Source organism: Pseudomonas sp. UBA2684, assembly GCA_002354655.1.
Lineage (GTDB): Bacteria > Pseudomonadota > Gammaproteobacteria > Pseudomonadales > Pseudomonadaceae > Aquipseudomonas.
Window position 1 is genome coordinate 19759 of the sequence record DELY01000026.1, and the last position, 26859, is coordinate 46617.

23 protein-coding genes are annotated in these 26859 nt (G+C 65.1%); 20 read left to right on the forward strand and 3 right to left on the reverse strand.

Features of this window, described 5'->3' with window-relative positions; translation table 11 throughout:
- Nucleotides 1-36 precede the first annotated feature (36 nt).
- The 3 genes from B3M58_RS09390 to B3M58_RS09400 are packed head-to-tail and all read right to left on the reverse strand — an operon-like array spanning nt 37 to nt 5046.
- Nucleotides 37-1965, reverse strand: a complete 1929-nt coding sequence (locus B3M58_RS09390) for an ATP-binding protein (RefSeq protein ID WP_296218564.1) — start codon at nt 1963-1965, stop codon at nt 37-39.
- On the reverse strand, nt 1962-2843 hold the full coding sequence (locus tag B3M58_RS09395; protein ID WP_296218565.1) for an ABC transporter substrate-binding protein: 882 nt from the start codon (nt 2841-2843) through the stop codon (nt 1962-1964). The genes B3M58_RS09390 and B3M58_RS09395 overlap by 4 nt, the downstream gene beginning before the upstream one ends.
- 46 nt (nt 2844-2889) lie before the next feature.
- Entirely contained in the window at nt 2890-5046 is a 2157-nt protein-coding gene (locus B3M58_RS09400) for a TonB-dependent receptor plug domain-containing protein (RefSeq protein WP_339628711.1), read from the reverse strand.
- Between the two features lie 141 nt (nt 5047-5187).
- Between B3M58_RS09400 and B3M58_RS09405 the strand changes: the two genes are divergently transcribed.
- From B3M58_RS09405 to B3M58_RS09500, 20 genes are all read left to right on the forward strand, one after another.
- The gene (locus B3M58_RS09405) at nt 5188-6210 is read left to right on the forward strand and encodes an NAD(P)H-dependent glycerol-3-phosphate dehydrogenase (protein ID WP_296218567.1); all 1023 of its coding nucleotides are present in this window, start codon (nt 5188-5190) and stop codon (nt 6208-6210) included.
- A gap of 29 nt (nt 6211-6239) precedes the next feature.
- Nucleotides 6240-6587, forward strand: a complete 348-nt coding sequence (locus B3M58_RS09410; RefSeq protein ID WP_296218569.1) for a DUF4389 domain-containing protein — start codon at nt 6240-6242, stop codon at nt 6585-6587.
- A 10-nt stretch (nt 6588-6597) separates the two neighbouring features.
- Nucleotides 6598-7062, forward strand: a complete 465-nt coding sequence (gene sixA, locus B3M58_RS09415) for a phosphohistidine phosphatase SixA (RefSeq protein WP_296218570.1) — start codon at nt 6598-6600, stop codon at nt 7060-7062.
- Between the two features lie 114 nt (nt 7063-7176).
- Nucleotides 7177-8844 (forward strand): AMP-binding protein, encoded by a 1668-nt coding sequence (locus B3M58_RS09420; RefSeq protein WP_296218571.1) that lies wholly within the window; start codon nt 7177-7179, stop codon nt 8842-8844.
- A 103-nt stretch (nt 8845-8947) separates the two neighbouring features.
- Nucleotides 8948-9394 (forward strand): hotdog fold thioesterase, encoded by a 447-nt coding sequence (locus B3M58_RS09425; RefSeq protein ID WP_296218574.1) that lies wholly within the window; start codon nt 8948-8950, stop codon nt 9392-9394.
- A 278-nt stretch (nt 9395-9672) separates the two neighbouring features.
- Complete coding sequence (locus B3M58_RS09430) at nt 9673-10482, forward strand: alpha/beta fold hydrolase (RefSeq protein WP_296218576.1); 810 nt, start codon at nt 9673-9675, stop codon at nt 10480-10482.
- Nucleotides 10479-11342 carry an alpha/beta hydrolase gene (locus B3M58_RS09435; RefSeq protein WP_296218577.1) on the forward strand — a complete coding sequence of 288 codons (864 nt, stop codon included), beginning with the start codon at nt 10479-10481 and terminating at the stop codon, nt 11340-11342. Before B3M58_RS09430 ends, B3M58_RS09435 begins: the two co-directional genes overlap by 4 nt.
- Nucleotides 11343-11393: 51 nt before the next feature.
- Complete coding sequence (locus B3M58_RS09440; RefSeq protein ID WP_296218579.1) at nt 11394-12056, forward strand: glutathione S-transferase family protein; 663 nt, start codon at nt 11394-11396, stop codon at nt 12054-12056.
- Between the two features lie 8 nt (nt 12057-12064).
- Nucleotides 12065-12868, forward strand: coding sequence for a DUF4892 domain-containing protein (locus tag B3M58_RS09445; protein WP_296218581.1), 804 nt, complete (start codon nt 12065-12067; stop codon nt 12866-12868).
- Between the two features lie 174 nt (nt 12869-13042).
- The gene (locus B3M58_RS09450) at nt 13043-14122 is read left to right on the forward strand and encodes an AI-2E family transporter (RefSeq protein WP_296218582.1); all 1080 of its coding nucleotides are present in this window, start codon (nt 13043-13045) and stop codon (nt 14120-14122) included.
- Nucleotides 14123-14356: 234 nt separating this feature from the next.
- Nucleotides 14357-14446 carry a K(+)-transporting ATPase subunit F gene (gene kdpF / locus B3M58_RS09455; RefSeq protein ID WP_296218584.1) on the forward strand — a complete coding sequence of 30 codons (90 nt, stop codon included), beginning with the start codon at nt 14357-14359 and terminating at the stop codon, nt 14444-14446.
- 9 nt (nt 14447-14455) lie between these two features.
- The gene (gene kdpA / locus B3M58_RS09460) at nt 14456-16156 is read left to right on the forward strand and encodes a potassium-transporting ATPase subunit KdpA (protein ID WP_296218586.1); all 1701 of its coding nucleotides are present in this window, start codon (nt 14456-14458) and stop codon (nt 16154-16156) included.
- 156 nt (nt 16157-16312) lie between these two features.
- Nucleotides 16313-18373: a potassium-transporting ATPase subunit KdpB gene (kdpB, locus tag B3M58_RS09465; RefSeq protein WP_296218587.1), complete on the forward strand. Its 2061-nt coding sequence runs from the start codon at nt 16313-16315 to the stop codon at nt 18371-18373.
- 143 nt (nt 18374-18516) lie between these two features.
- On the forward strand, nt 18517-19083 hold the full coding sequence (gene kdpC / locus B3M58_RS09470) for a potassium-transporting ATPase subunit KdpC (protein ID WP_296218589.1): 567 nt from the start codon (nt 18517-18519) through the stop codon (nt 19081-19083).
- Between the two features lie 5 nt (nt 19084-19088).
- Nucleotides 19089-21740 (forward strand): sensor histidine kinase, encoded by a 2652-nt coding sequence (locus B3M58_RS09475; protein ID WP_296218591.1) that lies wholly within the window; start codon nt 19089-19091, stop codon nt 21738-21740.
- Between the two features lie 49 nt (nt 21741-21789).
- The gene (locus B3M58_RS09480; RefSeq protein WP_296218593.1) at nt 21790-22488 is read left to right on the forward strand and encodes a response regulator; all 699 of its coding nucleotides are present in this window, start codon (nt 21790-21792) and stop codon (nt 22486-22488) included.
- 132 nt (nt 22489-22620) lie between these two features.
- A complete protein-coding gene (locus B3M58_RS09485; RefSeq protein WP_296218595.1) occupies nt 22621-23763 on the forward strand; it encodes an efflux RND transporter periplasmic adaptor subunit in 1143 nt (380 codons plus the stop codon).
- Nucleotides 23760-24443, forward strand: coding sequence for an ABC transporter ATP-binding protein (locus B3M58_RS09490; protein WP_296218597.1), 684 nt, complete (start codon nt 23760-23762; stop codon nt 24441-24443). Before B3M58_RS09485 ends, B3M58_RS09490 begins: the two co-directional genes overlap by 4 nt.
- Entirely contained in the window at nt 24443-25657 is a 1215-nt protein-coding gene (locus B3M58_RS09495; protein WP_296218598.1) for an ABC transporter permease, read from the forward strand. The genes B3M58_RS09490 and B3M58_RS09495 overlap by 1 nt, the downstream gene beginning before the upstream one ends.
- Complete coding sequence (locus B3M58_RS09500; protein WP_296218599.1) at nt 25657-26853, forward strand: ABC transporter permease; 1197 nt, start codon at nt 25657-25659, stop codon at nt 26851-26853. Before B3M58_RS09495 ends, B3M58_RS09500 begins: the two co-directional genes overlap by 1 nt.
- Nucleotides 26854-26859: the final 6 nt, after the last annotated feature.

The window sequence follows — 26859 nt, forward strand, 5'->3', positions numbered from 1 at the left end:
GGGCAAGAGGTCTTGCCGCGGTAAGCCTGAAGCATTTCAGGCATCCTCGCTACTCATCGAAGGTCGGGGTGGTAGCCAGCGTTGCAGCACGCGTTGTAGGTCAACGCGTTTGAAGGGTTTGGCCAGGTAATCGTTCATGCCGGCGTCCAGACAGGCCTCGCGGTCACCCTGTAGGGCGTTGGCGGTCAGGGCGATAATGGGCACGCCGGCGTGGCCCGCGAGTCGACGAATCTGCCGGGTGGCCTCATAGCCATCCATGATCGGCAGCCGGCAATCCATCAGGATTGCGGCAAAATCCTGTTGCTCGGCGCTATGCACTGCCTGGGCGCCGTCGCCGACCAAGAACACCTGATAACCGAGGCTGCGCAGCATGGCTTCGATCACCGTCTGGTTGACCGGGTTGTCTTCGACCAGCAGTACCTCCTGCCCCTGGCCTTGGCCGCCTTCGGGGAGGGAATGTCGCTCGATGGGTCGGCTGTGTTGAGAGAATGGCAGCGGTATTTCCAGGGTGAAGATCGAACCGCGGCCTTCCTGGCTTTGCGCGCGCAGGGTGCCGCCCATGCGCTCCGCCAGCGTCCGGGCGATTGGCAGACCGAGACCGGTGCCGCCATAGCGCCGTGAGATCGAGGTGTCGGCTTGCTGGAACGCATCGAACATATGCTCCAGGCGCTCGGGCGAGATGCCGATGCCGCTGTCGTGCACCGCGCAGCTAAACCACAGCACTTGGTTATCCAGTGCTTGCCAGTGGGTTTGCACACGGATGCTGCCGTCTTCGGTGAACTTCAGCGCGTTGCCAATCAGGTTGACCAGTATCTGCCGGATGCGCGTCGGGTCGCCCTGGACTTCCAGTTGCTCCAGGCCGTCCTGGGCCTCCAGTTTCAGCTCCAGGCCGCGCTGCTGGGCACTGTGCTGAAACACCTGTACCGAGCCCTGAATCAGCTCCAGCAGGTTGAACCCGATGCGCTCCAACTCCAGCGCGCCGCGCTCGATGCGCGAAAAATCGAGGATGTCGTTGATGACTTTCAGCAGGTGTTCGGTGGATTCGGTCGCCAGGGCGGCGTATTCGCCTTGCTCCTGGGTCATCTCGGTGGTCTCCAGCAGTTGCAGCATGCCCAGCACGCCATTCATGGGTGTGCGCAGTTCGTGACTCATCATCGCCAGGAAGTCGGATTTGGCGCGGTTTGCCTGCTCCGATTCCTCGCGCGCCTTGATCAGCAAGGCCATCGCTTGTTGCTGCTCATGGCTGGCGCGATCCAGGCCATCGGCCAGGTCGTTGATGTGCCGCGCCAGGGCGCCCAACTCGCCTTCGCCTTGTTCCGGCAGGGCGGTGCGGTAATCGCCGGCCCGAATCGCCGTCACCGCCTCGCCCATCGCGCTCAGCGGTTGCGACAGACGCCGCGCCAGGCGCCGCGCGAGAAAAAAGGTCAGCAGCAAGGCGAACAGGGCCAGCAGCGCGGCTTTGAGAAGGATGCCCTGCTGGCGGGTGTTGAACGCGTCATTGGACATGCCCACCACCACGCGGCCGAGGTAATCGCCCGTCGGTGGGGCTGGCTGCTGGGCGCTTTCCTGGAAAAAGTCGCTGGCCAGTTCGATCCGCTGTAAGCGGATCGGCGCGTGGAATATCTCGACCTGTGCGCTGCCTTGTCCTTGGCTGTTGGGTTGCTCGACGTAGATCAGGATATTGTCCGCGCGGTCGCGCACTTCGAGAAAGCGCACGTGCGCGGTGTTTAAGGTGGCCTGCAAGAGCGAGTCGAGGACCTCCAGGTTGCCGGAAATCACCCCGTATTCGGTGGCCGGCGCCAGTTGGCTGGCGATCAGCTGACCGGTTTGGTTGAGTTCTTCGCGCAGGTCCTGCAAACGCACGAAGGTGAAAAACCCGGTCAGCAGCAGGGTCAATAACAGGGCCGGACCGACGCTGATCAACTGCGTGCGGGTGTGGATGTTCCAGCCTCGGCGCAGGTTCATGGGCTTTCTCCTTCTGCCACTTGCCGCGTCAATGTGACGTCGTCGGCCAGTTCGATAGCTAATGCGCGCGCCACTTGGCGGTTGCCGAGTACTTTGAAATGGGGTGGGTAGGCACTGCTCGGCCAGCGTTGCGGCGGCTGGTCGAGCCAATGCTCAAGGCTGGCTAGCCAGTCGCTCTGGTCGCTGTAACTGCTGACCAAACTGCCCGCCCGCACGAAGCTGGCGCTGGGGCCGATCAACGCCCGTTGCTGGGCATAGCTGGTCAGCAGCAGGCTCTTGGCGGTGTGTGGGTTGAACAGGTCGGCATCGTTGAGGCCGAGCAGCAGATCGCTGCGCTGTAGCAGGGCGAGTACGGGACGATTATCGCGGCTGTCGGGCCAGGCCTGGCTGACGATCTCCAGGCCCAGCGGTGCGGCGGCGCGGCGTAGTTCGTCGAGGAGAAATTCGCTGTGTCCGTCATAGAGCACGCCGATGCGTTTGGCTTGCGGCAGCAGCAAGCGCACCAGGCGCAACTGACGCGCGGGGTCCGGGTCATTCCAGAGCAGGCTCAGGTGGGCCGGGCGCGCATCGCCGAGCAAGGCCTGTGCTTGCACACGGCCGATGCGCACGACCAGGGTCGGCGGCCCTTCGGGCGCCGCCAGTCGCCAGTCGAGGGCTTGCGGGCCGAACAGGATCAGGCGGGTGTCGCGGGCAATCCGCTCGGGCGTCGGCAGGTTTGCGAGGGGCGAAAAGCGTACCTGATCATCTGGCCGCCGTGCGGCCAAGGCGGCGCTGAACGCGCGGATTGCCGGCGTGTCTTCGACGCTGCTGAGAATGATCTCGGCGGCCTGTAGCGGCACAGTGCAGAGTAGGCAGCAGAGTAAGAGCCAGTGGCGCATCCATGGGCCTCGTGCGGGACTCTTCCGTGAAGGGTGGCAACGCATCCTAGAACTCTAGCTCCGCGCTGACATACAGCAGGTGTCGTTCGTCGTAGTTATTTTCCTGCCAGGTCAGCGGCTCATCGTCGAGGCGTTGTTGCAGCACCCCGGCCAACTCCAGCGTGGCTTGGCCTATTGCGATACGTTTGGCCAGACGCACGTCGAGGCGTTCGAAGCGGCGCTCGTTGAGTTGGTCGGCGCCATAGTAGAAGAGGGCGCTGGACCAGCCCTGGCCCCAGTCGCGCAGCCAACCGGCGGAGCCGCTGTTACGCGCGGTAAGGCGCTGGTCGAGCTTGCTGCTGGCCGTGAAGTCGACGTAGGCATAGCTCAGGCGCAGGCGGTCGGCGTGGCTGAGTTGCCAGTCGATCTGGGTCTCGGCGCCGCTGAAACGCATGTGGTTGGCATTGCTCGGGGCGAAACGGTCATTGCGCAGCGGTTCGCTGATCATGTTGCGGATTTCGTCGTAGAACAGCTTGATGTCCAGGGCGACGCCCGCTTCGGCGAACAGGCCGTTATAGCCCAGCTCACGCGAGCGCATGATTTCCTGGTCGAGATTGCCGGGGCCCTGCGAGCGGGCGAAGTAGGTCGCGCTGCTCTGGCCGAACGCCAGCGGTTGCAGGTTGCGCACGCGGTAGCGCCAGTCGACGTTGTTTTCGTACATGTCCGGTGAGCGCACGGCTTCCGAATACACCGCGCGCAGCCCGTGGCGCGCAGTAATCAGGTAGTTGACGGCGACGCGCGGGGTCAGCGAGTCGCCGGTCAATTGATCGTTTTCCAGCATGGCACCGCCTTGCAACAGCCAGTGCTCGCTTAGTTGCCATTCGAGATGGCCGAACAAACGCCAGATGTGGTTGCTCAGGGCACCGTTGAAATAGGTTTCTGAATCGGCCCGGTCATAGCGATAGCCCACACCGCTGAGCAGGCGTAGGTCGTCGGACAGGCTCAGGGTGTCTTGCAGCTCAACGTCGTAGCGGGTCTCGCGCATGCTTTGGTTGACGTCGCCGCACACCGCGTTGGTCGCGCCAGCCAATAACTGTCCTTGTACGGTGCCGGCGAGTGCCTGTTCTTGCGCCGTTCCGGCCGGCACGCTGAATGGGTTTTCGGCGAGCGCGAGCACATAGGCGGGGTTCAGGTCCCACAATTGGCCCAGCGCCGGGCTGAAGGCGATTTCTGCCTCACAGGCGCGCCAGTCCTGCACGCGCTGCCAATGCTGCGCCGAACTTTGCAGTTGCAGGCTGTGCTCGGGGCTGAAGTCGAGGGTCCAGCGCAGGGAGCCGGCATAGTCGCGGGCGCTGACGTCCGAGCCGCTGTCGCCTGGCTCGATGTTGCCGAACACCGGGCTGTAGCTGTACGGGCGCTGGTTGCTGCCTTCCTTGGCTGCCAGTTGCCAGTCCAGGCTGTGGCGGCTGTCGAGTTGCTGGCTGACGGACAGGTTGAAACGGTTGAGGCGCCGGCTGTCGCGGTAATCGCGGTCGAATTCGTTGTGATCGAAGCCCTCGTCCTGTTGCCCGGAGAGCGACAGGCGCACTGCGCCGTCGGCCCAGGCCGTGCCGTGGCGGGCGTACCAATCGTTGATACCGCGTTGGCCCTGGGTGGTTTTCAGGCGTGTGCCGCGGCTGTCGGCCGGTGTGCGGGTGAGGATATTGATCACCCCCATCAAGGCGTTGGCGCCGTAACTGACGGTGTTCGGCCCGCGAAACACTTCGATGCGCTCGATGTCTTCGATGGCCACCGGAATGTCCGTCCAATCCACTGTCGCCAGGCCGGGGTGGTAGACCGAGCGGCCATCGACCAACACTTGCAGGCGCCGCGCTTCGGTCACGTTGCTGCCGTGGTAGTTGGCCGTGGCCTGGTTGCCGTTGCGGTAGCCGACCATCATGCCGGGCACCAGGCGCAACAGCTCGGGGATGTCGCGCGCGCCGCTGGCTTTGATCAAGGCACTGTCGAGCACCGTGATGCTGCCGGGAACGGCTGCGGGCGCTTGTTTCAGGCGCGTGGCGGTGAGCACTTGGGGCATGGCCTGCGCGCCGTCGAACAGGTCTTCAGCCCACACGTCGTCGCCGGCCAGCAGGGTCAACCAAGACAGCGCCAGCAGCGACAGAGAGAGTGGGGCGCGGGGGCGGATAATCACGCAACGGCCTTGTTCGCGTTGAAAGGTTTGCATGTTAACCGAGCTGAGCGGCTTTGCCAGTCGGGGCATGCCGGCCGCATGGCATTTATGCACGGTCGCAGGGCCAGCTAAAGCTGGCCGCAGGACTGTCGCTCCGTATAATGCCCGCTGATCGCCATTGATTACGGATTGGTTATGACTGAGCAGCAACCCATCGCCGTGCTTGGCGGCGGCAGCTTCGGCACCGCGATTGCAAACCTGCTGGCGGAGAATGGCCAGCGCGTGCTGCATTGGATGCGTGACCCGGAACAGGCCGAGGCCATTCGCGTTACCCGTGAGAACCCGCGCTACCTCAAAGGGGTGAAGATTCACCTCGGCGTCGAGCCGCTGACTGATTTGTCGGCAACCTTGCAGGCCTGCCAACTGGTGTTTGTTGCCTTGCCCTCCAGCGCCCTGCGCCAGGCCTTGCAACCGGTGGCTGAGCAGCTCAGCGGTAAATTGCTGGTCAGCACGACCAAGGGCATTGAGGCGCAGAGCTTCAAACTGATGAGCCAGATCCTCGAAGAAATCGCCCCACAGGCGCGTATCGGTGTGTTGTCGGGGCCGAACCTGGCCCGGGAAGTGGCCGAGCATGCGCTGACCGCCACGGTGATCGCCAGCGAGGACGAGGCGCTCTGCCAGCAGGTGCAGGCTGCCCTGCATGGCCGTACGTTTCGCGTATACGCCAGCGGCGACCGTTTCGGCGTCGAGCTGGGCGGGGCATTGAAGAACGTCTACGCGATCATGGCCGGCATGGCCGCCGCGCTGGGCATGGGCGAAAACACCAAAAGCATGCTGATTACCCGCGCCCTGGCGGAAATGACCCGTTTTGCCGTGCACCTGGGAGCCAACCCGATGACCTTTCTCGGCCTGGCCGGAGTCGGCGACCTGATCGTCACTTGCTCGTCACCGAAAAGCCGTAATTATCAGGTCGGCTTCGCCCTCGGCGAGGGTTTGAGCCTGGACGATGCGGTAGAGCGTCTGGGAGAAGTGGCGGAAGGGGTGAACACCATTAAGGTGTTGAAGTCCAAAGCCGAGGAATTACAGGTCTACATGCCCCTGGTCGCCGGCTTGCATGCGATTGTCTTCGAGGGGCGTACGCTGGATCAGGTCATTGCCGCGCTGATGCGTGCCGAACCAAAGACCGACGTCGATTTTATTCCAGCCACGGGTTTCTGAACCCGGGGCCAATTCATAGGGAGAGTGTCATGAGCGAAGAGCATAAAGAGTTGGCGCGTGAGTCCATCCTCTTGCGGGTTCTGTGGATGCTGCTGTTTGTCATCGTGTGGCAGCTGGCCGAGCTGGTACTGGGCGCCGTGGTGCTGCTGCAACTCGTTTACCGGGTGTTTTACGGTGCACCGAGCGCCAGCCTGCTCGGGTTCGGCGACAGCCTGAGCCAGTACCTGGCGCAGATCGGCCGCTTCGGCACGTTCAACAGCGATGAGAAGCCGTGGCCGTTCGCTGATTGGCCGACCCCGCAAGCACCGCAAGGCGAGACGCCGCACAGCGTGCCGCCGGCAGCGCACCCGGTGCGCGACGAAGAACCGAAGCTGTGAGTGCAGGGCGATGAGGCTGTGGTTACTGCGTCATGGTGAAGCCGAACCGCACGCGCGTAGCGATGCCGAGCGTGTCTTGACCGCGCGCGGCCGCGAGGACGTACGCCAGGCAGCCGTGCAACTGGAGGGGCGAACGCTGAGCGCGATCCTCGCCAGCCCTTATGTGCGGGCCCAGCAAACCGCCGCTCTGGTGCGTGATGCCCTGGGCTTCACCGCGGGTATTCACACAGTGCCCTGGTTGACCCCCGACAGCGACCCACGCGAGGTATTGGTGCAACTCGACCGTTACGCTGACGGCGAGTTGCTGCTGGTGACCCATCAACCCTTGGTGGGCGCCGTGGCAGGGCTGTTGTTGCATGGGCACCGGCAGCAGCCGTTGCCTATGCAGACCGCCAGCCTGGCCGAACTGGACGGCGAGATGATCGCCGCCGGGGGCATGAATCTGCTTGCCGTGGTGCACCCACGGCGAGGCTGAAACACCACTACACACCGAAACATTTCTCCACTTGCGGCTCGCCTTTGTGCGTGGAATAGTCCAACCAAGCAATTGCTTGGTTGGCTCCACAAAAACAACAAGGGAGGAAGACCTGTGGCCGATGCTATCCGTTTGCCGCTGGACATGTTTTACGAACGCGAGGCCCGTCACCCGAACAAGCGCTATATGGTGCAGCCGCTGCCAGGCGGGCAGTTGCAGGAGCTGAGCTGGGCTGATGTCGGCGAGCAGGCGCGGCGGGCGGCCAACTGGCTGCGCAGCCGCGAATTGCCGCAAGGCAGTCGCATCGCAATCGTTTCCAAGAACTGCGCGCACTGGATCGTCAGCGACCTGGCGATCTGGATGGCTGGCCACGTGTCGGTGCCGCTGTACCCGAACCTCACCGCCGATTCAGTGCGCCAGGTGCTTGAGCATTCCGAGGCCGCGCTGTTGTTCGTCGGCAAACTGGACGATTGGCCGGGCATGGCGCCGGGCGTACCCGAAACGCTGCCGACCATCGGCCTGCCGCTGCGCCCGCAAGGCGAGTTCAGCTACCTGTGGGACGACCTGCAAGCCTGCACGCCGATCCAGGACGATCCCAAGCCTGCGGCCAATCAACTGGCCACCATCATCTACACCTCCGGCACCACCGGCACGCCGAAAGGCGTGATGCAGCACTTCAGCAACTTCGGCTTCGCCGCTGGGCATGCCATCGAGCTGTTCGGGGTCGGCGAAGACGATCGTGTGCTGTCCTACCTGCCGCTGTGCCACGTAGCCGAGCGCATGTTCGTCGAGCTGGCGTCGATTTATGGCGGGCAGACGGTGTTCTTCGCCGAGAGCCTGGACACCTTCCTTGACGACCTCAAGCGCGCGCGGCCGACCGTGATGTTCGGCGTGCCGCGCATCTGGACCAAATTCCAGATGGGCGTATACAGCAAGATGCCGGCGGAAAAGCTCGATTTCCTGCTCAAGCTGCCGATCATCGGGCGCGTTGTCGGTAAGAAGGTCCTCGCTGGTTTAGGCCTGGATGCCGTGCGCTATGCCCTGTCCGGCGCGGCGCCGGTGCCCGAGAGCCTGCTCAATTGGTACAAACGCCTTGGCCTCGAAGTGCTTGAGGTGTACGGCATGACCGAGAACTGCGGTTATTCGCATGTCTGCCGGCCGGGCAAGTTCCAGCGCGGCTGGATTGGCCAGAACAGCCCCGGCGTGGAAGTGCGCATCGCCGAGGATGGCGAAGTGCAGGTGCGCAGCGGTGCGACCATGCAAGGTTATTTCAAGGACCCGGAGAAAACCGCGGAAACCATCACCGCCGATGGTTTCCTGCGCACCGGCGACAAGGGCGAACAGGATGCCGAGGGCAACCTGCGCCTGACCGGGCGGATCAAGGAAATCTTCAAGACCAGCAAAGGCAAGTACGTGGCCCCGGCACCGATCGAGAACCGTCTGGCCGTGCATTCGCGGATCGAGCAGGTGTGTGTGGTCGGCGATGGCATGGCGCAACCGATGGCGCTGTGCGTGCTCTCCGATGTTGGCCGCCACGAGGCCGCCAATGATGCGCGGGCAGAGCTGGAAAACAGCCTGAAAACCCTGCTCGAAGAGGTCAACCAGGAACTCGACAAGCACGAGCGCTTGCAGGGCCTGGTGCTGGTCAAGGAGGTCTGGGCGGTGGACAACGGTTTCCTCACGCCTACCTTGAAGATCAAGCGCAGCGTGGTCGAAGGGACCTACGGGCCACAGTTCGCCGAGTGGGTCGAGCGCCGCGAAGCCGTGCTGTGGCACGAGTGACCGGTGCGCTGGCCGGGTGCCCTGGCGGGCGCTTGGCCAACGTCGATCTACGCTGGATTTCTCCGGGCTGCGTGCAGCGGCCTCTCTGTCGAAAGGATTTCCCATGAGCCTGTGGCGGCAAACTCCGAATATCGAGCAACTCAATGCGACCCTGAAAAACACCATTGGCGAGCAGTTGGACATTCGCTTCGAAGCGTTCGACGACGATTCCCTCCGCGCCAGCATGGTGGTCGATGCGCGCACCCATCAGCCCTACGGTTTGCTGCACGGCGGCGCCTCGGTGGTGCTGGCGGAAACCCTCGGCTCGACCGCCAGCTACCTGTGCATCGATAACCAGAAGTTCTACTGCGTCGGCCTGGAGGTGAACGCCAACCACCTGCGTGGTGTACGTAGCGGCCGGGTCACGGCGATCGCCCGCCCGGTGCACCTGGGGCGTACCACGCATGTCTGGGACATTCGCCTGAGCAGCGAGGACGGCAAGGCCAGCTGCATCTCGCGACTGACCATGGCCATCGTGCCGCTCGGCGAGAACGGCCCGGCGCAGCGCTAACAGCGCCGTTGAACAAACTAGCGAGCGATGCCATGGCCTAGAGGCTGTCCCCGTCTTGTCGGAGACGTGCTCCACGTAGAGCGGACATGCCGCAGCGCGGCTTGTCCGCCGCAAAGTTCGGTGGACAAGGCTGCGCCATGTCCCCCCTACGGGCTTAGCGTGCCGTCGGGTTGTGCATGGCTTATGGCACTAGAGCCATCATCACTGGCAGTTACAGTCATTGCCGCCGCACAGCGGCTGCCGGACAATTCGTCGGTCTCTTTCATAAGCCAGCCACCATGACTCAACCCGTGTTCTTCGCCCATGCCAATGGCTTTCCCTCGGCCACCTACGGCAAGTTGTTCAGTGCCTTGGCGCCCGAGTATGCGGTGCAGCACTTGGAGCTGCATGGCCATGACCCGCGTTTTCCGGTGAACGACAACTGGAGCAACCTGGTCGATGAGCTGCTGCATCACCTCGAACAACGCAGCGAACCGGTGTGGGGCGTCGGCCACTCCCTCGGCGGCTTGTTGCATTACCACGCCGCGCTGCTCAAGCCGCAGTTGTACCGCGGCGTGGTGATGCTCGATTCGCCGATCCTCACCCTGGCCGACCAAATCGTCATCCGTGCAGCCAAGCGTTTCGGCTTTATCGACCGCATCACCCCGGCCGGGCGCACGCTGGGCCGCCGCGAAGAGTTCGCCGACCTGGTCGAGGCGCGTCGCTACTTCGCCGGCAAGACCCTGTTCCGCCGTTTCGACCCGGAATGCCTCGACGCCTATGTGCAACACGGCCTGCACAGCACCGGCAAGAGCCTGCGCCTGCGCTTCGATCCGGCCACGGAAATCAGCATCTACCGCAGCGTGCCGCACACCAGCCCCGGCCGCCCGCAGCAGCTGCAAGTGCCGCTGGCGATGGTCCGTGGCCGCCACAGCCGTGTGGTATTGCCGCATCACGCGCGGTTGATCCGGCGCATGGCGCAAGGCGAGTACCTGACGTTGCCGGGTGGGCACATGTTCCCTCTGGAGCGCCCGCAAGACACCGCCGAGCTGTTGAAATCGCTGTTCAGCCGCTGGGCTGGCCAGCCGCGTAGCGAGGAGTCGGCATGAATCTGCCATTCGAAGAAGTGCGCCTGAGTCTGCCGCATATCGAGCTGTCTGCGCACCTCTATGGTCCGCCAGATGGGCAGCCGGTGATCGCCTTGCACGGTTGGCTGGACAATGCCGCGAGCTTCGCCCGCCTGGCGCCAAAGCTCGCGGGGTTGCGGATTGTCGCCCTGGATTTCGCCGGTCACGGTCACTCCGATCACCGCCCGGCCGGGGCTGGTTATGCGCTCTGGGATTACGTGCACGACGTGTTGCAGGTGGCCGAGCAGTTCGGTTGGCAACGCTTTTCCCTGCTCGGGCATTCGATGGGCGCCATCGTCTCGGTGATGTTGGCCGCTGCGCTGCCCGAGCGGGTCGTGCGTCTGGCGTTGATCGACGGGCTGATTCCCTACACCGGCGAGGCCGATAGCGCGCCGCAGAAATTGGCCGAAGCGCTCAAGGCGCAGATGGCCCTGGCCGGTAAACGCAAGCCGGTGTATGCCGCGTTCGAGCGGGCGGTCGAGGCGCGCATGCGCGGCGTCGGCGCGGTCAGCCGCGAGGCCGCCGAGCTGTTGGCCCAGCGCGGTTTGATGCCGGTGCCGGGTGGGTACACCTGGCGTACCGACAGCCGTTTGACCTTGCCGTCGCCGCTACGCCTGACCCATGCCCACGCCATGGCTTTCGTCCAGCGCCTGCAATGCCCGGTCAATCTGGTGATGGCGGAGCAGGGCATGCTCCTGACGCAATCGCGCTTCAGCGAGTTGCTCAGCGGTTTGCCGATCAACCTGACTCACTTGCCGGGTGGGCATCACCTGCACCTGGACGATGAAGCCGGCGCGCAGCTCGTAGCAGACTGTTTCAATCCTTTCCTGCGCTCGCCTTGACTTGCCAAAGGCAACTGGGGAAGGTGGGGCCGATTGCAAATGGAGAATCGCATGATCGACCTGTATACCGCCGCGACCCCCAATGGTCACAAAGTGTCCATCGCCCTGGAAGAGCTGCAGCTGCCCTACACCGTGCATGCATTGAGCTTTGACAAGAAAGAGCAAAAAACCGCTGCGTTTCTCACGATCAACCCCAATGGTCGTATTCCGGCCATCGTCGACCGCAACAACGACAACTTCGCCGTGTTCGAGTCCGGCGCGATTCTTATCTATCTCGCCGAACTGACCGGGCAACTGCTGCCGCAGGACGTCAAGGGGCGTTCGCAAGTGCTGCAATGGCTGATGTTCCAGATGGGCGGAGTCGGCCCGATGCAGGGCCAGGCCAACGTCTTCTTCCGCTATTTCCCGGAAAAACTGCAAGGTCCGATCGACCGTTATCAGCACGAGACCCGGCGCCTTTACGAGGTGCTCGATAGGCGTTTGGGCGAGGTCGATTACCTGGCCGGCGACTACAGCATTGCCGATATTGCGACCTATCCCTGGGTGCGTATCCACGATTGGTCGGGTGTTTCGGTCGATGGCTTACAGCACTTGCAGCGCTGGATGAAGGCGCTGGACCAACGTCCCGCTGTGCAGCGTGGGGTGTTGGTGCCGCAGCGAGAAACTGATACTGCGAATGCCGTGAAAACCGCCCAAGCGATGTTGGTACGGTGATGGGCTGCATGCGTTGGTTCAGTTTGATGGGAGCGGTGCTGGCGAGTGGTGCGGCGCTGGCGGCAGATATTCCCGGCAGCCATGACCTGGAGGTGTTGCCACGCTTTCCCGGCAGCCAGATCGTCAGTTTCAAGCAGGTCGCCGAACAGGAGCGGATCTACCCGCAAGGGGCGATTCGTCGTATCAGCGGGCGTCTGCGCTATGAACGCGAGGTGCAGGTACAGGGCGCGCTGACCTCGCTGACCTACGAGTTGCCGCGTACCCATTCGGCCACTGAAGTGTTTACCGCTGCGCGCGAAGCGATGCAGGCGCAGGATGCCGAGCTGCTCTACTGGTGCCAGGGGCGCGAGTGCGGTTCGAGTAGCCTGTGGGCCAACGCGGTGTTCGGCAACGCCACCTTGTATGGCTCCGATGATCAACAAGCCTACGTGCTGATGCGCTTGGCCGAACCACGGCAGGACAGTGTGCTGGCGCTTTACAGCATCACTCGCGGTAACCGTCGCGCCTATTTGCATGCCGAGCTGCTGGCGGCTGATGCCCCACTGGCCGAGGTGCTGCCGACGCCTGCCACCTTGCTGCGGCAACTGAAAAGCAGTGGCGAGCTGCGTTTGCCCAAACAGGCCGAGCCGAGCGAGGCCTGGACCACTCTGCTGGCGCGTAGTCTCAACCAAGACAGCACCCTGCGCGTCAGTCTGGCCGGGCCTCAGGCCGAAGCCTGGCGCGAAGCGTTGATCGCACAGCGGGTGCGTGCCGCGCGCCTGGAGTTGGGTGATGCCACGGCCTCGGGGTTGCGCATAAGCGTGCTGCGCTAGCGACCGGGTTTGCGCGCGGTCCATGGCCTTGCTGCGAGCCGCGCCGCACTGCTGCTTGAACTGGCTTGCCGGCCTCTGCGCAAGCCAGGCATTCTTCTCCGATAAATTCGCTAGGCTCCCTACCTGAAGTACGGAGCCTAGAGCCGTTTCTTTTCTTTGTTCGGAGCCGTGTGCATGCTCAATAACGACCGCTTGCTGGTGCAGATTTTGCTCCTCGGGCTACTCGGCGCGAGCCTGTGGGTGCTGGCGCCGTTCTGGTCGGCGCTGTTCTGGGCTGCGGTGCTGTCTTTCGCCAGTTGGCCGCTGATGCGCTGGCTGACACGCCTGCTGCGTGGTCGGCAAGCGGCGGCGGCAGGGCTGCTGACCCTCGGCTGGACGGTGCTGGTGGCCGTGCCGCTGGTGATGCTCGGTTTCAACCTGGCCGATCACATCAAGGATGCCACGGCCCTGGTCAAGGATTTCCAGGTCGACGGCCTGCCGCCACCCCCGGAGTGGCTGGCCGAGTTGCCGGTGGTGGGCGAGCGTTTGGTTGGCTTCTGGCAGACCATCGATCAACAGGGCGCCGCCTTCTTCGCTACCGTGCGGCCGTACTTGGGCCAGGTTGGCAACTGGCTGCTGGCGCGCAGTGCGCAGATTGGCGGCGGCATGCTGGAGTTGGCCCTGAGCCTGGTGCTGGTATTTTTCTTCTACCGCGACGGCCCGCGTTTGGCCGGGTTCGTTCACAGCGTGCTTGAGCGCCTGATCGGCGACCGTGCCGAGCACTATCTGGAGTTGGTCGCGGGCACCGTGCAGCGCGTGGTCAACGGGGTCATCGGCACTGCCGCCGCGCAGGCGATACTGGCCTACATCGGTTTCACCATCGCCGGCGTACCGGCAGCCTTGGTCCTGGGGCTGATGACGTTCGGCTTCAGCTTGATCATGGTGCCCCCACTGATCTGGGGGCCCGCGGTAGCCTGGCTGGTCTGGCAGGGCGAGGTGGGCATGGCGGTCTTCCTGGGCATCTGGGGCATGTTCGTAATCAGTGGCGTAGACAATATCCTCAAGCCGTACCTGATCAGCCGTGGCGGAAACCTGCCGCTGGTGGTGGTGTTGCTCGGGGTGTTCGGCGGCATCCTGGCCTTTGGTTTTATGGGCCTGTTCCTCGGTCCAACCCTGCTCGCGGTGGCTTACAGCCTGCTCAACGATTGGGTGGCCGACAAGGGGCCAGCAACCAACCCGCCTGTTGGCGGTTCGCCACCGGATAAGCCGTCCTAATCGCCCCCTGCGTTACCCCGATACCCCGCACTCTGCGGGGTATTTTTTTTGTTCGCCTGATGTGTTGCGTGCAGACATGGCGCATTTGGCTTTAGCCGTGAAACCCCTCGCCGCGCATGCCACGCGGTTTTTTACGGCTTCTTTACGCCCCGCGACCGCCTTGCGTCTCGTTCCTTTACGCCGACCTGCGGAGAATTTCGACTAAGCGGGAGTCCCGCATGACGGAGAGGTTCGATGAGTATTCTGGATGGCGTGTCCCTGGTCTTGGCCGCAGGCCTATTCATTTACCTGGTGTTCGCGCTGCTGCGCGCCGAACGGGCGTAGGGGGCGAGCATGCACAGTTACGATTATCTGTTGATCCTGGCGTTCTTCGCCCTGGTTCTGCTGCCTGCGCCCTTTATCGGGCGTTACCTGTACCGGGTGATGGAAGGCGAGAAAACCTGGTTGAGCCCCGTGCTGCAACCGGTCGAGCGTCTCTGCTACCGGCTTGCCGGGGTCGACAGCAAGACCGAGCAGGATTGGAAAACCTACAGCCTGGCGCTGCTGGCCTTTACCCTGGTCAGCCTGCTGACGCTGTTCGCCATCCTCCTGCTGCAAGGCGCGCTGCCGCTCAACCCGCAGCAGCTGCCGGGGCTGGAATGGAGCCTGGCGTTCAATACGGCGGTAAGTTTCGTCACCAACACCAACTGGCAGGCCTACAGCGGCGAGGCGACGCTGAGCTACTTCAGCCAGATGGTCGGCCTCGGCGTGCAGAACTTCGTCAGCCCGGCGGTTGGTCTGGCCGTGTTGGTAGTGTTCTGCCGTGGCATTGCCCGCCGTTCGAGCGCCAGTGTCGGCAACTTCTGGGTCGACCTGACTCGCGCCACGCTTTATGGCTTGCTGCCGCTGTGCCTGCTTCTGGCGCTGCTGCTGGTCTGGCAAGGCGTGCCGCAGACCTTCATGGACTACGTGCAGGCGAAAACCCTGCTCGGCGCAGACCAGTCCATCCCGCTCGGCCCTGCCGCCAGCCAGATTGCGATCAAACAGCTGGGTACCAACGGCGGCGGCTTCTTCGGCGTCAACTCGGCGCACCCGTTCGAGAATCCCACGGCCTGGAGCAACCTGTTCGAGCTGGCCTCGATCCTGCTGATTCCGGCGGCTCTGTTGTTCACCTTCGGCCACTACGTCAAGGACCTGCGTCAGAGCCGCGCGCTGCTGGCGAGCATGCTGATCCTGTTCGCCATCGGCCTGAGCGTGACCCTGTACGCCGAGTACCAGCCGAACCCGGCCTTGGCTGCATTGCCGATCGAGCAGGGCGGTTCGCTGGAAGGCAAGGAGAGCCGCTTCGGGATCGCCGGTTCAGCGCTGTGGGCGGTCACCACCACCGCAGCGTCGAATGGTTCGGTGAATGCCATGCATGACAGCTTCAGCGCCATCGGCGGGATGATTCCGCTGTTCAACATGCTGCTTGGCGAGGTGATCTTCGGCGGCGTTGGCGCTGGCCTCTACGGCATGCTGCTGTTCGTGCTGATTGCGGTATTCCTCGCCGGCCTGATGATCGGCCGCACCCCGGAATACCTCGGCAAGAAGCTCGAAGCCCGTGAAGTCCGCCTGCTGGTGGCGACCCTGCTGGTGATGCCGGTCGGGGTGTTGGTGCTCGGCGCGCTGGCCGCCAGCTTGCCTGGGCCTGCCGCCTCGGTGAGTAATCCGGGCGCCCACGGTTTCAGCCAACTGCTCTATGCCTACAGCTCCGGGACGGCCAACAACGGTTCGGCGTTCGCCGGCTTCGCTGCCAACACGGTGTACCACAACCTGATGCTCGGCCTGGCCATGCTGATCGGGCGCTTCGGCTACATCCTGCCGATCCTCGCCATCGCTGGCAGCCTGGCGGCGAAGAAGCGCGCCCCGCTGGGCAGCAACAGCTTCCCGACCCACGGCCCGCTGTTCGTCACCCTGCTGACCCTGACCATTGTGCTGGTCGGTGGCCTGACCTTCCTGCCGACACTGGCCCTGGGCCCGATTGCCGAGCACATGACTCTGTTCCAGGGCTTCTAGAACCAGTTTCAACGTCTCGCGAGCTAGAGCCAGACAAGGCGAAATCTGGCGAGAAAGCGCAGTTTACTGCTCGTAAATGAGCATTTTGAGCCTGATTTCAACGCCGTATGGCCGACGCGCAGCAGGCGTTGAAGCAGGTTCTAAGGGAGAGCCATGATGAATGCCCAGACTCAAGTAAAAAGCCCGGTGCTGAACAGCGCCCAGCAACAACCGAAAACCGCGTTCGCCGCGCTGTGGCAGCCGGCGCTGCGCCAGGCCTTCGTCAAGCTTGATCCACGCCAGCTGCTGCGCTCGCCGGTGATGCTGGTGGTGGAGCTGACCGCCGTGGTGACCACCGTGCTGTGTTTAATCCCCAACCCGCAGGTGTCTACCGGCCTGGCCGTGCAGATTGCCCTGTGGTTGTGGTTCACCGTGCTGTTTGCCAACTTCGCCGAAGCGCTTGCTGAAGGCCGGGGCAAGGCCCGTGCAGACAGTCTCAAGGCTGGCAGCCAGGGGCTCAATGCGCGCCGGCAGAAGGGCCAGCAGCTCGAGACCGTAGCGGCCAGCAGCCTGCGCCGTGGCGATATCGTCCGCGTCGAAGCTGGCGAGCTGATTCCCGGCGACGGCGAGGTGGTCGAAGGCATCGCCGCGGTCAATGAAGCGGCCATCACTGGCGAATCGGCACCGGTAATCCGCGAGTCCGGCGGCGACCGTTCGGCGGTGACCGGCAACACCCGGGTGGTCTCCGACTGGCTGCTGGTGCAGATCACCGCCAACCCGGGCGAGTCGACCCTGGACCGGATGATTGCCCTGGTCGAAGGTGCCAAACGGCAGAAGACCCCCAACGAAGTGGCGCTGGATATCCTGCTGATCGGCCTGACCCTGATCTTCCTGCTGGTGGTGGCGACCCTGCAGCCGTTCGCCCGCTATGCCGGTGGCGACCTGCCGCTGGTGTACCTGGCGGCGCTGCTGGTAACGCTGATCCCGACCACCATCGGCGGCCTGCTGTCGGCCATCGGCATCGCCGGCATGGATCGTCTGGTGCGCTTGAATGTGATCGCCAAGTCCGGCCGCGCCGTGGAAGCGGCGGGGGACGTGCACGTGCTGCTGCTGGACAAGACCGGCACCATCACCTTCGGTAACCGCCGTTGCACTGCCATGTGCAAGGCCCCAGGCATCAGCAGCAAGGAACTCAGTGACGCCGCGCTGCTGGCCTCGCTGGCCGACGACACCGCCGAAGGCAAGTCGATTGTCGAGTACCTGCGGGCCTTGAGTCCGATGCAGGAGCCTGAGCGCAGTGCGATCAAGTCCATCGCCTTTAGCGCCGAAACGCGTCTGTCGGGTGCCGACTGCAATGGCCATGTGTATCGCAAGGGCGCAGTGGATTCGGTACTCAACTACCTGAATCTAAGTCGCGATGAAGTGCCGGCGCCTCTGGCCCGCGAGATCGAGAAAATCGCCCAGAGCGGTGGCACGCCGTTGCTAGTGGCCGGCGACGGCAAGCTGCTCGGCGCGATCCACCTCAAGGACGTGGTCAAACCGGGTATTCGCGAACGCTTCGCCGAACTGCGCGCCATGGGTATCCGCACCGTGATGGTCACCGGTGACAACCCGCTGACCGCCGCGGCCATCGCCGCCGAAGCCGGTGTCGATGACCTGATCGCCGAGGCTACGCCGGAGAAGAAGCTGCAACGCATTCGCTCCGAGCAGGCCGAAGGCAAGATGGTCGCCATGTGCGGCGACGGTGCCAACGACGCCCCGGCGCTGGCCCAGGCCGACGTCGGCCTGGCGATGAACGACGGCACCCAGGCCGCCCGCGAGGCCGCCAATCTGGTCGACTTGGACAGCGACCCGACCAAGCTGCTCGACGTGGTGCAGGTCGGCAAGGAGCTGCTGGTGACCCGTGGCGCGCTGACCACCTTCTCGGTGGCCAACGACGTGGCCAAGTACTTCGCCATCCTGCCGGCGCTGTTCGCCGGCATCTACCCGCAGCTCGGCGCGCTCAACCTGATGCAGTTGCACAGCCCGCAGAGCGCGATCCTCTCGGCCATTGTGTTCAACGCGCTGATCATCGTCGCGCTGATTCCCCTGGCCCTGCGCGGCGTGCGTGTGCAGGCGCTGGACGCGGCCAGCCTGCTACGCCGCAACCTGCTGATCTACGGCCTGGGCGGCCTGCTTGCGCCCTTTGTCGGGATCAAGCTGATCGATCTGCTGCTGGTGGCGCTGGGGTTGGTGTGACGAGCCCGGGTTTTCGTCGGTTGGCGTTGAGCGTAGCGATACCCAACGAGATGACCTGGATGATGGGTATCGCTGCGCTCAACCCATCCTACGGGCTGGTGGACAAGCACAGCGTTGTCCACCCTACAAACTGGAGAAACATCATGTTCAAGCAAATCCGTCCGGCCTTTGGCGTGTTGGCCTTTATGACCCTGGTCACCGGCGTGGTCTATCCGCTCAGCGTCACCGCCTTCGCTCAGCTGGCTTTTCCGGCGCAGGCCAACGGCAGCCTGGTGCGTGACGACAGCGGCGCGGTGCGTGGCAGCGCGTTGTTGGCGCAAGCCTTCGACGGCGCCGAGTGGTTCCAGCCGCGCCCCTCGGCCGGCGCTTACGCCACCGTGGCCAGCGGTGCGAGCAACCTGGCGCCGAGCAACCCGGCGCTGGCCGAGCGTATCGCCAGCGAGGCTCAGCGCTTGCAGGCAACGGGGCAGGGCGGGGTGCCGATGGAGTTGGTGACTACCTCCGCCAGTGGCCTCGACCCGCACCTGTCGCCGGCCGCTGTGCATTTCCAGATCGCCCGTGTCGCCACCGCGCGTGGTATCCCGGTGGCCAATCTGCAGCGCCTGGTCGAACAGCTCACGCAGCAACCGTTGGTGGGGCCGGCGGTGGTCAACGTACTGGCGCTGAACCAGGCGCTGGCCGACAATCGCCGCTCTGCCGAAGCTGAGTGAGTTGTATGAGTGATGCTGCGCGTGCCGATGCCCTGCTGGCCGAGATGCCTCGTGAGGGGCGTGGGCGGCTGAAAGTCTTTCTCGGCGCGGCGCCCGGTGTGGGCAAGACCTTCGCCATGTTGCAGGCGGCGCAGGCGCAGCTGCGCCAGGGTGTCGACCTGCGCGCTGGGGTGGTGGAAACCCATGGCCGCAGCGAAACCGAGGCATTGCTCGCTGGCTTGCCGCAGCAAACGCTGAAACGCAGCGAATACCGCGGCATCCAACTGAGCGAACTGGACCTCGACGGGCTGCTGGCGAAGCCGCCGAAGCTTACCCTGGTTGATGAGCTGGCCCATAGCAATGCCCCGGGCAGCCGTCACGCCAAGCGCTGGCAGGATGTGCAGGAGCTGCTCGACGCCGGCATCAATGTCTACACCACGGTCAACGTGCAGCACCTGGAAAGTCTCAACGATCAGGTGCAGGACATCACCGGCGTGCAAGTGCGTGAAACTGTGCCCGACTGGGTGTTGCAGGAAGCCGACGAAATTCTGCTGATCGACCTGCCGCCGCGCGAGCTGCTCGAACGCCTGCGCGACGGCAAGGTGTATGTACCCGAGCAAGCGCGTGCGGCGATCGACGCCTTTTTCAGCCAGACCAACCTCACCGCGCTACGCGAGCTGGCGATGCAGACCGCCGCCGCACGGGTCGATGCCGACTTGCGCCAGGGTTACCGCCTGCTTGGCGAACAGGCGCCGAGCGTGCGCGGCCGCCTGCTGGTCGGCGTGGATGGCGACGAACAGGCCGAACGCCTGGTGCGCCACGCCAGCCGCGTCGCGCAGCGCCGCCATCTGCCCTGGAGCCTGGTGCACGTGGACACCGGCGGTGCTCGCGACGAACAAGCGCTGGCGTATTTGCAGGCGGCGCAACGGCTGGCCGAGCGCCTGGGCGGCGAAGTGGTCAGCCTGCGGGCCGGCGAGGTGGCCAGAACCTTGATCGAGCATGCCGGCGAACGCCGCGCCAGCGTGCTGCTGGTGGGGCGTAGCTGTCAGCGCGCACGCCGTCGCTGGTTCGGCAAGGGCGTGGCAGAGCGCCTGCTGCGGCATGCCCAGGGGCTCGAAATCAGTGTGCTGGATGCCCAGTCCATGGCCCGCCCGAAACCGCCGCGCGCGCGCGCGGCGCTGGTCTGGGCCGACTATGCGTTGGCCGTGTGCGCGGCCCTGTTGGCCAGCGCCTTGGCCTGGGGCGTCTCGCAGGTGCTGGAACTGCCGAATATCTCCCTGGTACTCCTCGCCGCCGTGCTGCTGGTGGCGGTGCGCACCAGCTCGGGGCCGGCGTTGGTGTGCGCGCTGCTGTCGTTTCTGGCGTACAACTTTCTGTTCATCTCGCCGACCTTCTCGCTGACCATTCAGCGTCAGGAAGACGTGCTGACCTTGCTGTTCTTCCTGCTGATGGCGGCCTTGACCGGCAACCTGGCGGCCCGCCAGCGCCGGCAATTGCGCGCGCTACGCGAGACCCAGGCGGAAACCGGGGCCTTGCTCGAACTGTCGCGCAAACTCACTGCCGCCACCGACCGGCAAGCGGTGCTCAGCGCTGCCGCGCAGCAGTTCGCCGGCTGGCATGAGCTGGAGATCAGCCTGCTGGGCCGTAGCGCCGATGGGCTGTGGAAGGTCGAGACCGGGGTCTCCCGGCAGCTCGCCGACACCGAGCGAGCTGCCGCCGACTGGGCCTGGCAGCACGATCAGGCGGCGGGTCTGGGCACCGACACGCTGCCTGGCAGCCGCTGGTGGTGGCTGCCGCTGTCCGCTGAAGAGGGGCCGCTGGCGTTGCTCGGCGTCAGCCCGAAAGACCAGCGTGCGCTGCCAGCGGCGCAGCGGCGTTTGCTTGCGGCACTGGCGCAACCGCTGGCGCAGGCGCTGTCCCGCGCGCAATTGGCCGAAGACCTGGAGGCGGCGCGCTTGCATGGCGAAACCGAACAGCTGCGCAGCGCCTTGCTTGCCTCGGTGTCGCATGACCTGCGCACACCGCTGACCGCCATGCGCGGCGCCATCGACAGCCTGCTGACCCTCGACACGCAACTCGCTGCCGGCGACCGCCGCGAGCTGCTGGAAAGCACCCGCGATGAAGCCGAGCGCCTCGACCGCTATATTCAGAATCTGCTCGACATGACCCGGCTCGGCCACGGCGGGCTGAAGCTCGCGCGCGACTGGGTGGCGCCGGTGGATATTGTTGCCAGCGCCACCCAGCGCCTGCGTCCGGTGCTGGCACCCTTGGCGCTGGAGGTGGTGACTCCGGCCGAGCTGCCGCTGCTCTATGTGCATGCGGCGCTGATCGAGCAGGCGCTGGTCAACGTACTGGAGAACGCCGCGCGTTTTTCGCCTGTGGGCGGGCGCTTGCGAGTCGTGCTGGATAGCGATGCCAGCGAGCTACGCATCGCCGTCAGCGACCAGGGGCCGGGGATTCCCGAGAGCGAGCGGGCGAAGATTTTCGATATGTTCTACACCGCCGCGCGCGGTGATCGTGGCGGTCAGGGCACCGGTCTGGGTCTGGCGATCTGTCAGGGCATGCTCGGCGCCCACGGTGGTCGGGTGAGCGTCGGCGAGGGGCTGGATGGCCGCGGTACGTGCATGACCCTGCACCTGCCGTTGCACCCACAGCCGCCGCTGGACGATGAACCCTGACTGGCCAAGTGCCGGAACGCCAGACGCCCACCCTACGCAGATGAATGAGATGACGAGCAATCAACCGACCATCCTGGTGATCGACGACGAGCCACAGATCCGCAAGTTTCTGCGCATCAGTCTGAGCGCTCAGGGCTACAAGGTGCTGGAAGGCGCCAACGGCAGCGAAGGCCTGGCCCAGGCGGCGCTCGGCAAGCCGGATCTGCTGGTGCTCGACCTCGGCCTACCGGACATGGACGGCCAGCAGGTGTTGCGTGAACTGCGCGAGTGGTCGGCAGTGCCGGTGCTGGTGCTCTCGGTGCGCGCCAGCGAGAGCGAGAAGGTGCTGGCCCTGGACGGTGGCGCCAACGACTACGTGAGCAAACCCTTTGGCATCCAGGAGTTCCTCGCCCGCGTGCGCGCGCTGCTGCGCCAGGCCGGCAACGGTGAGCCGCAACCGCCGGCGACGTTCGTCTGCGGCCCCTTGAGTGTGGATTTCGCCTACCGCCGGGTCACCCTGAACGCCGTCGAGGTCGCCCTGACGCGCAAAGAGTACGCGGTACTGGCGCAACTGGCCCGGCACGCCGGACGCGTGGTGACCCAGCAGCAACTGCTCAAGGACATCTGGGGGCCGAGCCATGGCGCAGACAGTCACTACCTGCGCGTGGTGGTCGGTCACCTGCGGCAGAAGCTCGGCGACGACCCGGCCGCGCCGCGCTTTATCGTCACCGAAGCCGGGGTCGGCTACCGCCTGCGCGACAGTTACTAAGGACGTCGCGCGGCGCACAGGGCTATTCGGATTAAGAATATTTATCAGGCGACCAACAGCAGGTCGGTCGCGTTGTTGCGCAAGGGGGGCTGACCTAGGCTGAAGCTGCGAGTGTCAAAAATGAGGCACATCATGCGCAAGTTATCAGTCCTGTTTTTAGTATTAGGCTGTTTTTTGACGGTCCTCTGGTGGTGGCAGCGCCCGCAACCGATCGCCGTGCAATTGGTGGCCGTAGAGCGTGGTCCGGTGGAGACCCTGGTCGCCAACACGCGCGCGGGTACGCTGAAGTCCTGCCGACGCTCGCGGTTGTCGTTCAACCTCGGCGGCCAGGTCAGCGAGCTGCTGGTCGACGAGGGCCAGCCGGTCAAGGAGGGCGATGTGCTCATGCGCCTGCGCCAGGATGACCGCCTGGCGCGGGTGCAGGAAGCCGAGGCGCGCCTCGACGCCCGGCGCAATGCCCGCGAACAGCAGTGCCGCACTGCCGCGTTGGGGCAACGCGACTACCGCCGGCTGCACCACCTGGCCGAGCGTCAGCTGGCCTCGGCCGACCGCCTCGACCAAGCCGAAACCAAGGCGCACCTGGCTCAGCTGGCGTGCGCGTCCAGCGAGGTGGCGATTCGCGAAGCCGAAGCCAATCTGCGCCTGCAACGCGCTTTGCTCGACCAGGCCACCTTGCGTGCGCCGTTTTCCGGCATCGTTGCGCAGATCAATGGCGAGCTGGGCGAGTTCGTCACCCCCTCGCCACCGGGCATCCCCACGCCGCCAGCGGTGGACCTGATCGACGACAGTTGCCTGTATGTGGATGCGCCCATCGACGAAGTGGATGCCGGCCGCGTGCGCATCGGCATGCCGGTGCGCATCAGCCTGGATGCCTACCGCGGCCGCCATTTCGCTGGCCAGGTGAGCCGCATCGCACCGTTTGTCCGCGAGCTGGAGAAGCAGGCGCGCACGGTCGATATCGAGGTGCGTTTCGTCCAACTGCCGGTGGATGTGGCGCTGCTCACCGGTTACAGCGCCGACGTGGAAATTCTCCTGGAGCAGAGCGCCGGTAGCCTGCGCATTCCCACCGAAACCCTGCTGGAAGGACGCCGCGTGCTGCGTTACGACCCCAGCAGCGGCAAGCTGCACGAGGTGGCGCTGAACACCGGGCTGGCCAACTGGCGCTGGACCGAGGTGCTCGATGGGGTGGCGGAGGGCGAACGGATTCTCGCCAGCCTCGATCAGGAAGGCCTCAAGGACGGCAGCACGGTGATCAGCGCGGGGACGCCGCAATGATTCGCCTGCACGGCTTGTCGCGCGGCTTTCAGGTCGGCGAGCAGCGGGTCATGGGCCTCGATCGGTTGAGCCTGGAGATCGAGGCGGGCGATTACCTGGCGGTGGTGGGGGCGTCGGGCTCGGGCAAGTCGACCCTGCTGAATATCCTCGGCTTGCTGGATGCCCCGGATGACGGCGAATACTGGCTCAACGACGAGCCCACCGCGGCGCTCAGCGAGGCGCGGCGGGCCGAGCTGCGCAGCCGCTGGATCGGTTTCGTGTTCCAGTCCTATCACCTGATTCCACGCCTGACCGCCTTGGAGAACATCGAGCTGCCGATGCTGCTCGCCGGTATCGCACCGGCGCTGCGCCGGCAGCGCAGCCGCCAGTTGGTGGAGCGCCTGGGGCTGGGCGAGCGCCTCGACCACCGGCCCGCGCAGCTGTCCGGCGGGCAGCGGCAGCGGGTCGCGATTGCCCGTTCGATGTGCATGCAGCCGACCCTGCTGCTGGCCGACGAGCCCACCGGCAACCTCGACAGCCGCGCCGGTGCCGAGGTCTTCGCCTTGCTGGAGGAGCTGAATGCCGAGGGCGTGACCCTGGTGGTGGTCACCCATGATCCGCGCCTGGCGGCGCGCGCGCGGCGGCAACTCTGCCTGTGCGATGGGCGGCGGGTCGCCGAGGCTGCTCTGGAGCCCGCCTGATGCGCGCCGCCGATGCCCTGGGGTTGTGCTGCGGCGCCTTGCGTGGGCATCGTTCGCGCAGCGCGATGTTGCTGTTGGCCATTGGCATCGGCGTGCTCGCGGTGATCCTCCTCAGCGGCCTGGGCCAGGGCGCACGCGGCTTGCTGCTCAGCGAGTTTTCCCTGCTGGGGCGTAACACCCTGATCGTGCTGCCGGGGCGCAACGAAACCACTGGTGGCATGCCGCCGATTACCGGCATGGCGCCACGCGACCTGACGGTGGAGGATGCCGCGGCCGTCGCCCGTTTACCCCAGGTGCGTCGGGTTGCGCCGTTGCTGGCCGGGCCGATGCAGGTCAGCGTCGGCAATCGCAGCCGCGAGGCCCTGGCCCTCGGCACCAACCATGAATTCTTCGTCATTCGCCAATTGTCGGTTAGCCAGGGCCAACCGCTGCCGCCGCTCGAACTGGGGCAGGCCGAGGCGGTGTGCGTGATCGGTGCCAGCCTGCGCCGCGAACTGTTCGCCGCGCGCCCGGCGCTCGGTCAGTGGTTGCGCGCCGGCGATCGGCGCTTCCGGGTCATCGGCGTGCTTGCCGAGCAGGGTGAATCCTTCGGTATGAATGTGGGCGAGATGCTGATCATTCCAGTGGCCAATGCCCAGGCCTTGTTCAACCGCGAGGGCTTGCTGCGGCTGTTCGCCGAGGTGCGCGGGCCTAGCTTCATGGCCAGCGCCCGCGAGCAGATTATCGACACCCTCAAGGCCCGCCATGAAGGCAAGGAGGACGTCACGCTGATCAGCCAGGACAGCATGCTCGCGGCTTTCGACGAGATTCTTGGGGTGCTGACCCTGGCGGTGGCCGGCATCGCCGCCATCAGCCTGGTGGTCGCCGGCATCCTGATCATGAACGTGACCTGGATCGCGGTGAGCCAGCGCACGGCAGAAATCGGCCTGCTCAAGGCCGTCGGCGCCACGGCCGGGCAGGTGCGTCTGCTGTTTCTCGGCGAGGCGGTGATGCTCGCCCTGGTGGGCGCCCTGGGCGGCCTGCTGCTGGCGGAAAGCCTGCTCTGGCTGGGCCGCCAGGCAAGCGACCTGCCGCTGTACGCGCCGTGGTGGGCGCGGCTCGGTAGCCTGGCGTTGGCGTTCGCCTGCTCGCTGCTGTTCGCCTGGCTACCCGCCAGCCGAGCGGCCGCGCTGACGCCGCTGGCGGCGTTGAACCCGGCCATGGGGGCGCGCTGATGCAGCTGCGCGATGGCCTCGGGCTGACCGCTTCGGCGCTGCTCAGCCGGCCACTGCGCAGCCTGCTGACCCTGCTTGGGGTGGCCATCGGCATTGCCGCGGTGGCGCTGCTCACCGCGATTGGCGAGGGCATGCGCGGTTACGTGCAGGAGAATTTTGCCCAGTTCGGCACGCGCAATATCTCGGTCCGCCCCGGCATGACCCGCACCGCCGGGTTGGGTGGTCTGCTCAGCAGCGTCAAGCCGTTGACCATCGCCGATGCCGATGCCCTGCGCCAGTTGCCCCATGTCGAGGTGGTGGTGCCGATGATCCAGGGCAACGGCGATGTGCAGTTCGGTGCGCGCAGCCGCAATACCGGGGTGCTCGGCGCCGGGCACCAGATGGCCCAGGCTTGGCGTTTCAAGCTGGCGCTCGGGCAGTTTCTGCCCACGCCGCGCGACGGCCGTTCGCCGCCTTACGTGGTGCTCGGGCATACCTTGCGCCAAGAGCTGTTCGGCGACGCCAACCCGCTGGGTGAACTGGTGCGGGTCGGCGGCATGCGCTTTCGGGTGATCGGGGTGATGGAAAAGAAAGGCCAGTTGCTCGGCTTCGATATCGACGATATCGCCTATATCCCGGTGGACTGGGCCGAAAATCTGTTCAACCGCACAGGGCTGGCGAAGATCAATGTGGTGTTCGGCAGCGGCACCAGCGGCCTGGCGCTGAGCGAGGCGATTCGTCAGTTGTTGATCGAGCGCCACGGCGAGGAGGATTTCAGCTTCACCACCCAGGACGACATGCTGCGCAGCCTCGACCGCATCTTCGCGTCGCTGACCCTGGCGGTGGCCGCGCTGGGCAGTATCTCGCTGCTGGTCGGGGCGGTTGGCATCCTCGCCATCATGACCACCGCCGTCGCCGAGCGCACCGCGGAGATCGGCCTGCTGCGCGCCATCGGCGCCACCCCGCAGCAGGTGCTCGGCCTGTTTCTCGGCGAGGCGCTGCTGTTATCGGTACTCGGTGGGCTGCTCGGCCTGTTGCTGATGGGGCTGTTGCTCGGCGCGCTGCACCTGAGCCTGCCTGGCCTGCCATTGAGCCTGCGACCGCTGTTTTTGCTGTTGGCGCTGTTGCTCGCGGCGTTGGTCGGCATCCTCGCCGGCATCGCCCCGGCGCGGCGCGCGGCACGCTTGCAGCCGGTGGAGGCGCTGCACAGCGACTGAGCGGCC

Excerpts from the sequence above, each read along its gene's own strand:
- B3M58_RS09485 (WP_296218595.1), top strand. The coding sequence starts at position 22,621 with ATGCGCAAGTTATCAGTCCTGTTTTTAGTATTAGGCTGTTTTTTGACG.
- B3M58_RS09425 (WP_296218574.1), top strand. The coding sequence starts at position 8,948 with ATGAGCCTGTGGCGGCAAACTCCGAATATCGAGCAACTCAATGCGACC.
- B3M58_RS09475 (WP_296218591.1), top strand. The coding sequence starts at position 19,089 with ATGAGTGATGCTGCGCGTGCCGATGCCCTGCTGGCCGAGATGCCTCGT.
- kdpA (WP_296218586.1), top strand. The coding sequence starts at position 14,456 with ATGCACAGTTACGATTATCTGTTGATCCTGGCGTTCTTCGCCCTGGTT.
- B3M58_RS09390 (WP_296218564.1), bottom strand. The coding sequence starts at position 1,965 with ATGAACCTGCGCCGAGGCTGGAACATCCACACCCGCACGCAGTTGATC.
- kdpC (WP_296218589.1), top strand. The coding sequence starts at position 18,517 with ATGTTCAAGCAAATCCGTCCGGCCTTTGGCGTGTTGGCCTTTATGACC.
- B3M58_RS09435 (WP_296218577.1), top strand. The coding sequence starts at position 10,479 with ATGAATCTGCCATTCGAAGAAGTGCGCCTGAGTCTGCCGCATATCGAG.
- B3M58_RS09445 (WP_296218581.1), top strand. The coding sequence starts at position 12,065 with ATGCGTTGGTTCAGTTTGATGGGAGCGGTGCTGGCGAGTGGTGCGGCG.
- B3M58_RS09440 (WP_296218579.1), top strand. The coding sequence starts at position 11,394 with ATGATCGACCTGTATACCGCCGCGACCCCCAATGGTCACAAAGTGTCC.
- kdpF (WP_296218584.1), top strand. The coding sequence starts at position 14,357 with ATGAGTATTCTGGATGGCGTGTCCCTGGTCTTGGCCGCAGGCCTATTC.
- B3M58_RS09405 (WP_296218567.1), top strand. The coding sequence starts at position 5,188 with ATGACTGAGCAGCAACCCATCGCCGTGCTTGGCGGCGGCAGCTTCGGC.
- B3M58_RS09450 (WP_296218582.1), top strand. The coding sequence starts at position 13,043 with ATGCTCAATAACGACCGCTTGCTGGTGCAGATTTTGCTCCTCGGGCTA.
- B3M58_RS09500 (WP_296218599.1), top strand. The coding sequence starts at position 25,657 with ATGCAGCTGCGCGATGGCCTCGGGCTGACCGCTTCGGCGCTGCTCAGC.
- B3M58_RS09395 (WP_296218565.1), bottom strand. The coding sequence starts at position 2,843 with ATGCGCCACTGGCTCTTACTCTGCTGCCTACTCTGCACTGTGCCGCTA.
- B3M58_RS09430 (WP_296218576.1), top strand. The coding sequence starts at position 9,673 with ATGACTCAACCCGTGTTCTTCGCCCATGCCAATGGCTTTCCCTCGGCC.
- kdpB (WP_296218587.1), top strand. The coding sequence starts at position 16,313 with ATGAATGCCCAGACTCAAGTAAAAAGCCCGGTGCTGAACAGCGCCCAG.
- B3M58_RS09400 (WP_339628711.1), bottom strand. The coding sequence starts at position 5,046 with ATGCAAACCTTTCAACGCGAACAAGGCCGTTGCGTGATTATCCGCCCC.
- B3M58_RS09480 (WP_296218593.1), top strand. The coding sequence starts at position 21,790 with ATGACGAGCAATCAACCGACCATCCTGGTGATCGACGACGAGCCACAG.
- B3M58_RS09490 (WP_296218597.1), top strand. The coding sequence starts at position 23,760 with ATGATTCGCCTGCACGGCTTGTCGCGCGGCTTTCAGGTCGGCGAGCAG.
- sixA (WP_296218570.1), top strand. The coding sequence starts at position 6,598 with ATGAGGCTGTGGTTACTGCGTCATGGTGAAGCCGAACCGCACGCGCGT.
- B3M58_RS09495 (WP_296218598.1), top strand. The coding sequence starts at position 24,443 with ATGCGCGCCGCCGATGCCCTGGGGTTGTGCTGCGGCGCCTTGCGTGGG.
- B3M58_RS09410 (WP_296218569.1), top strand. The coding sequence starts at position 6,240 with ATGAGCGAAGAGCATAAAGAGTTGGCGCGTGAGTCCATCCTCTTGCGG.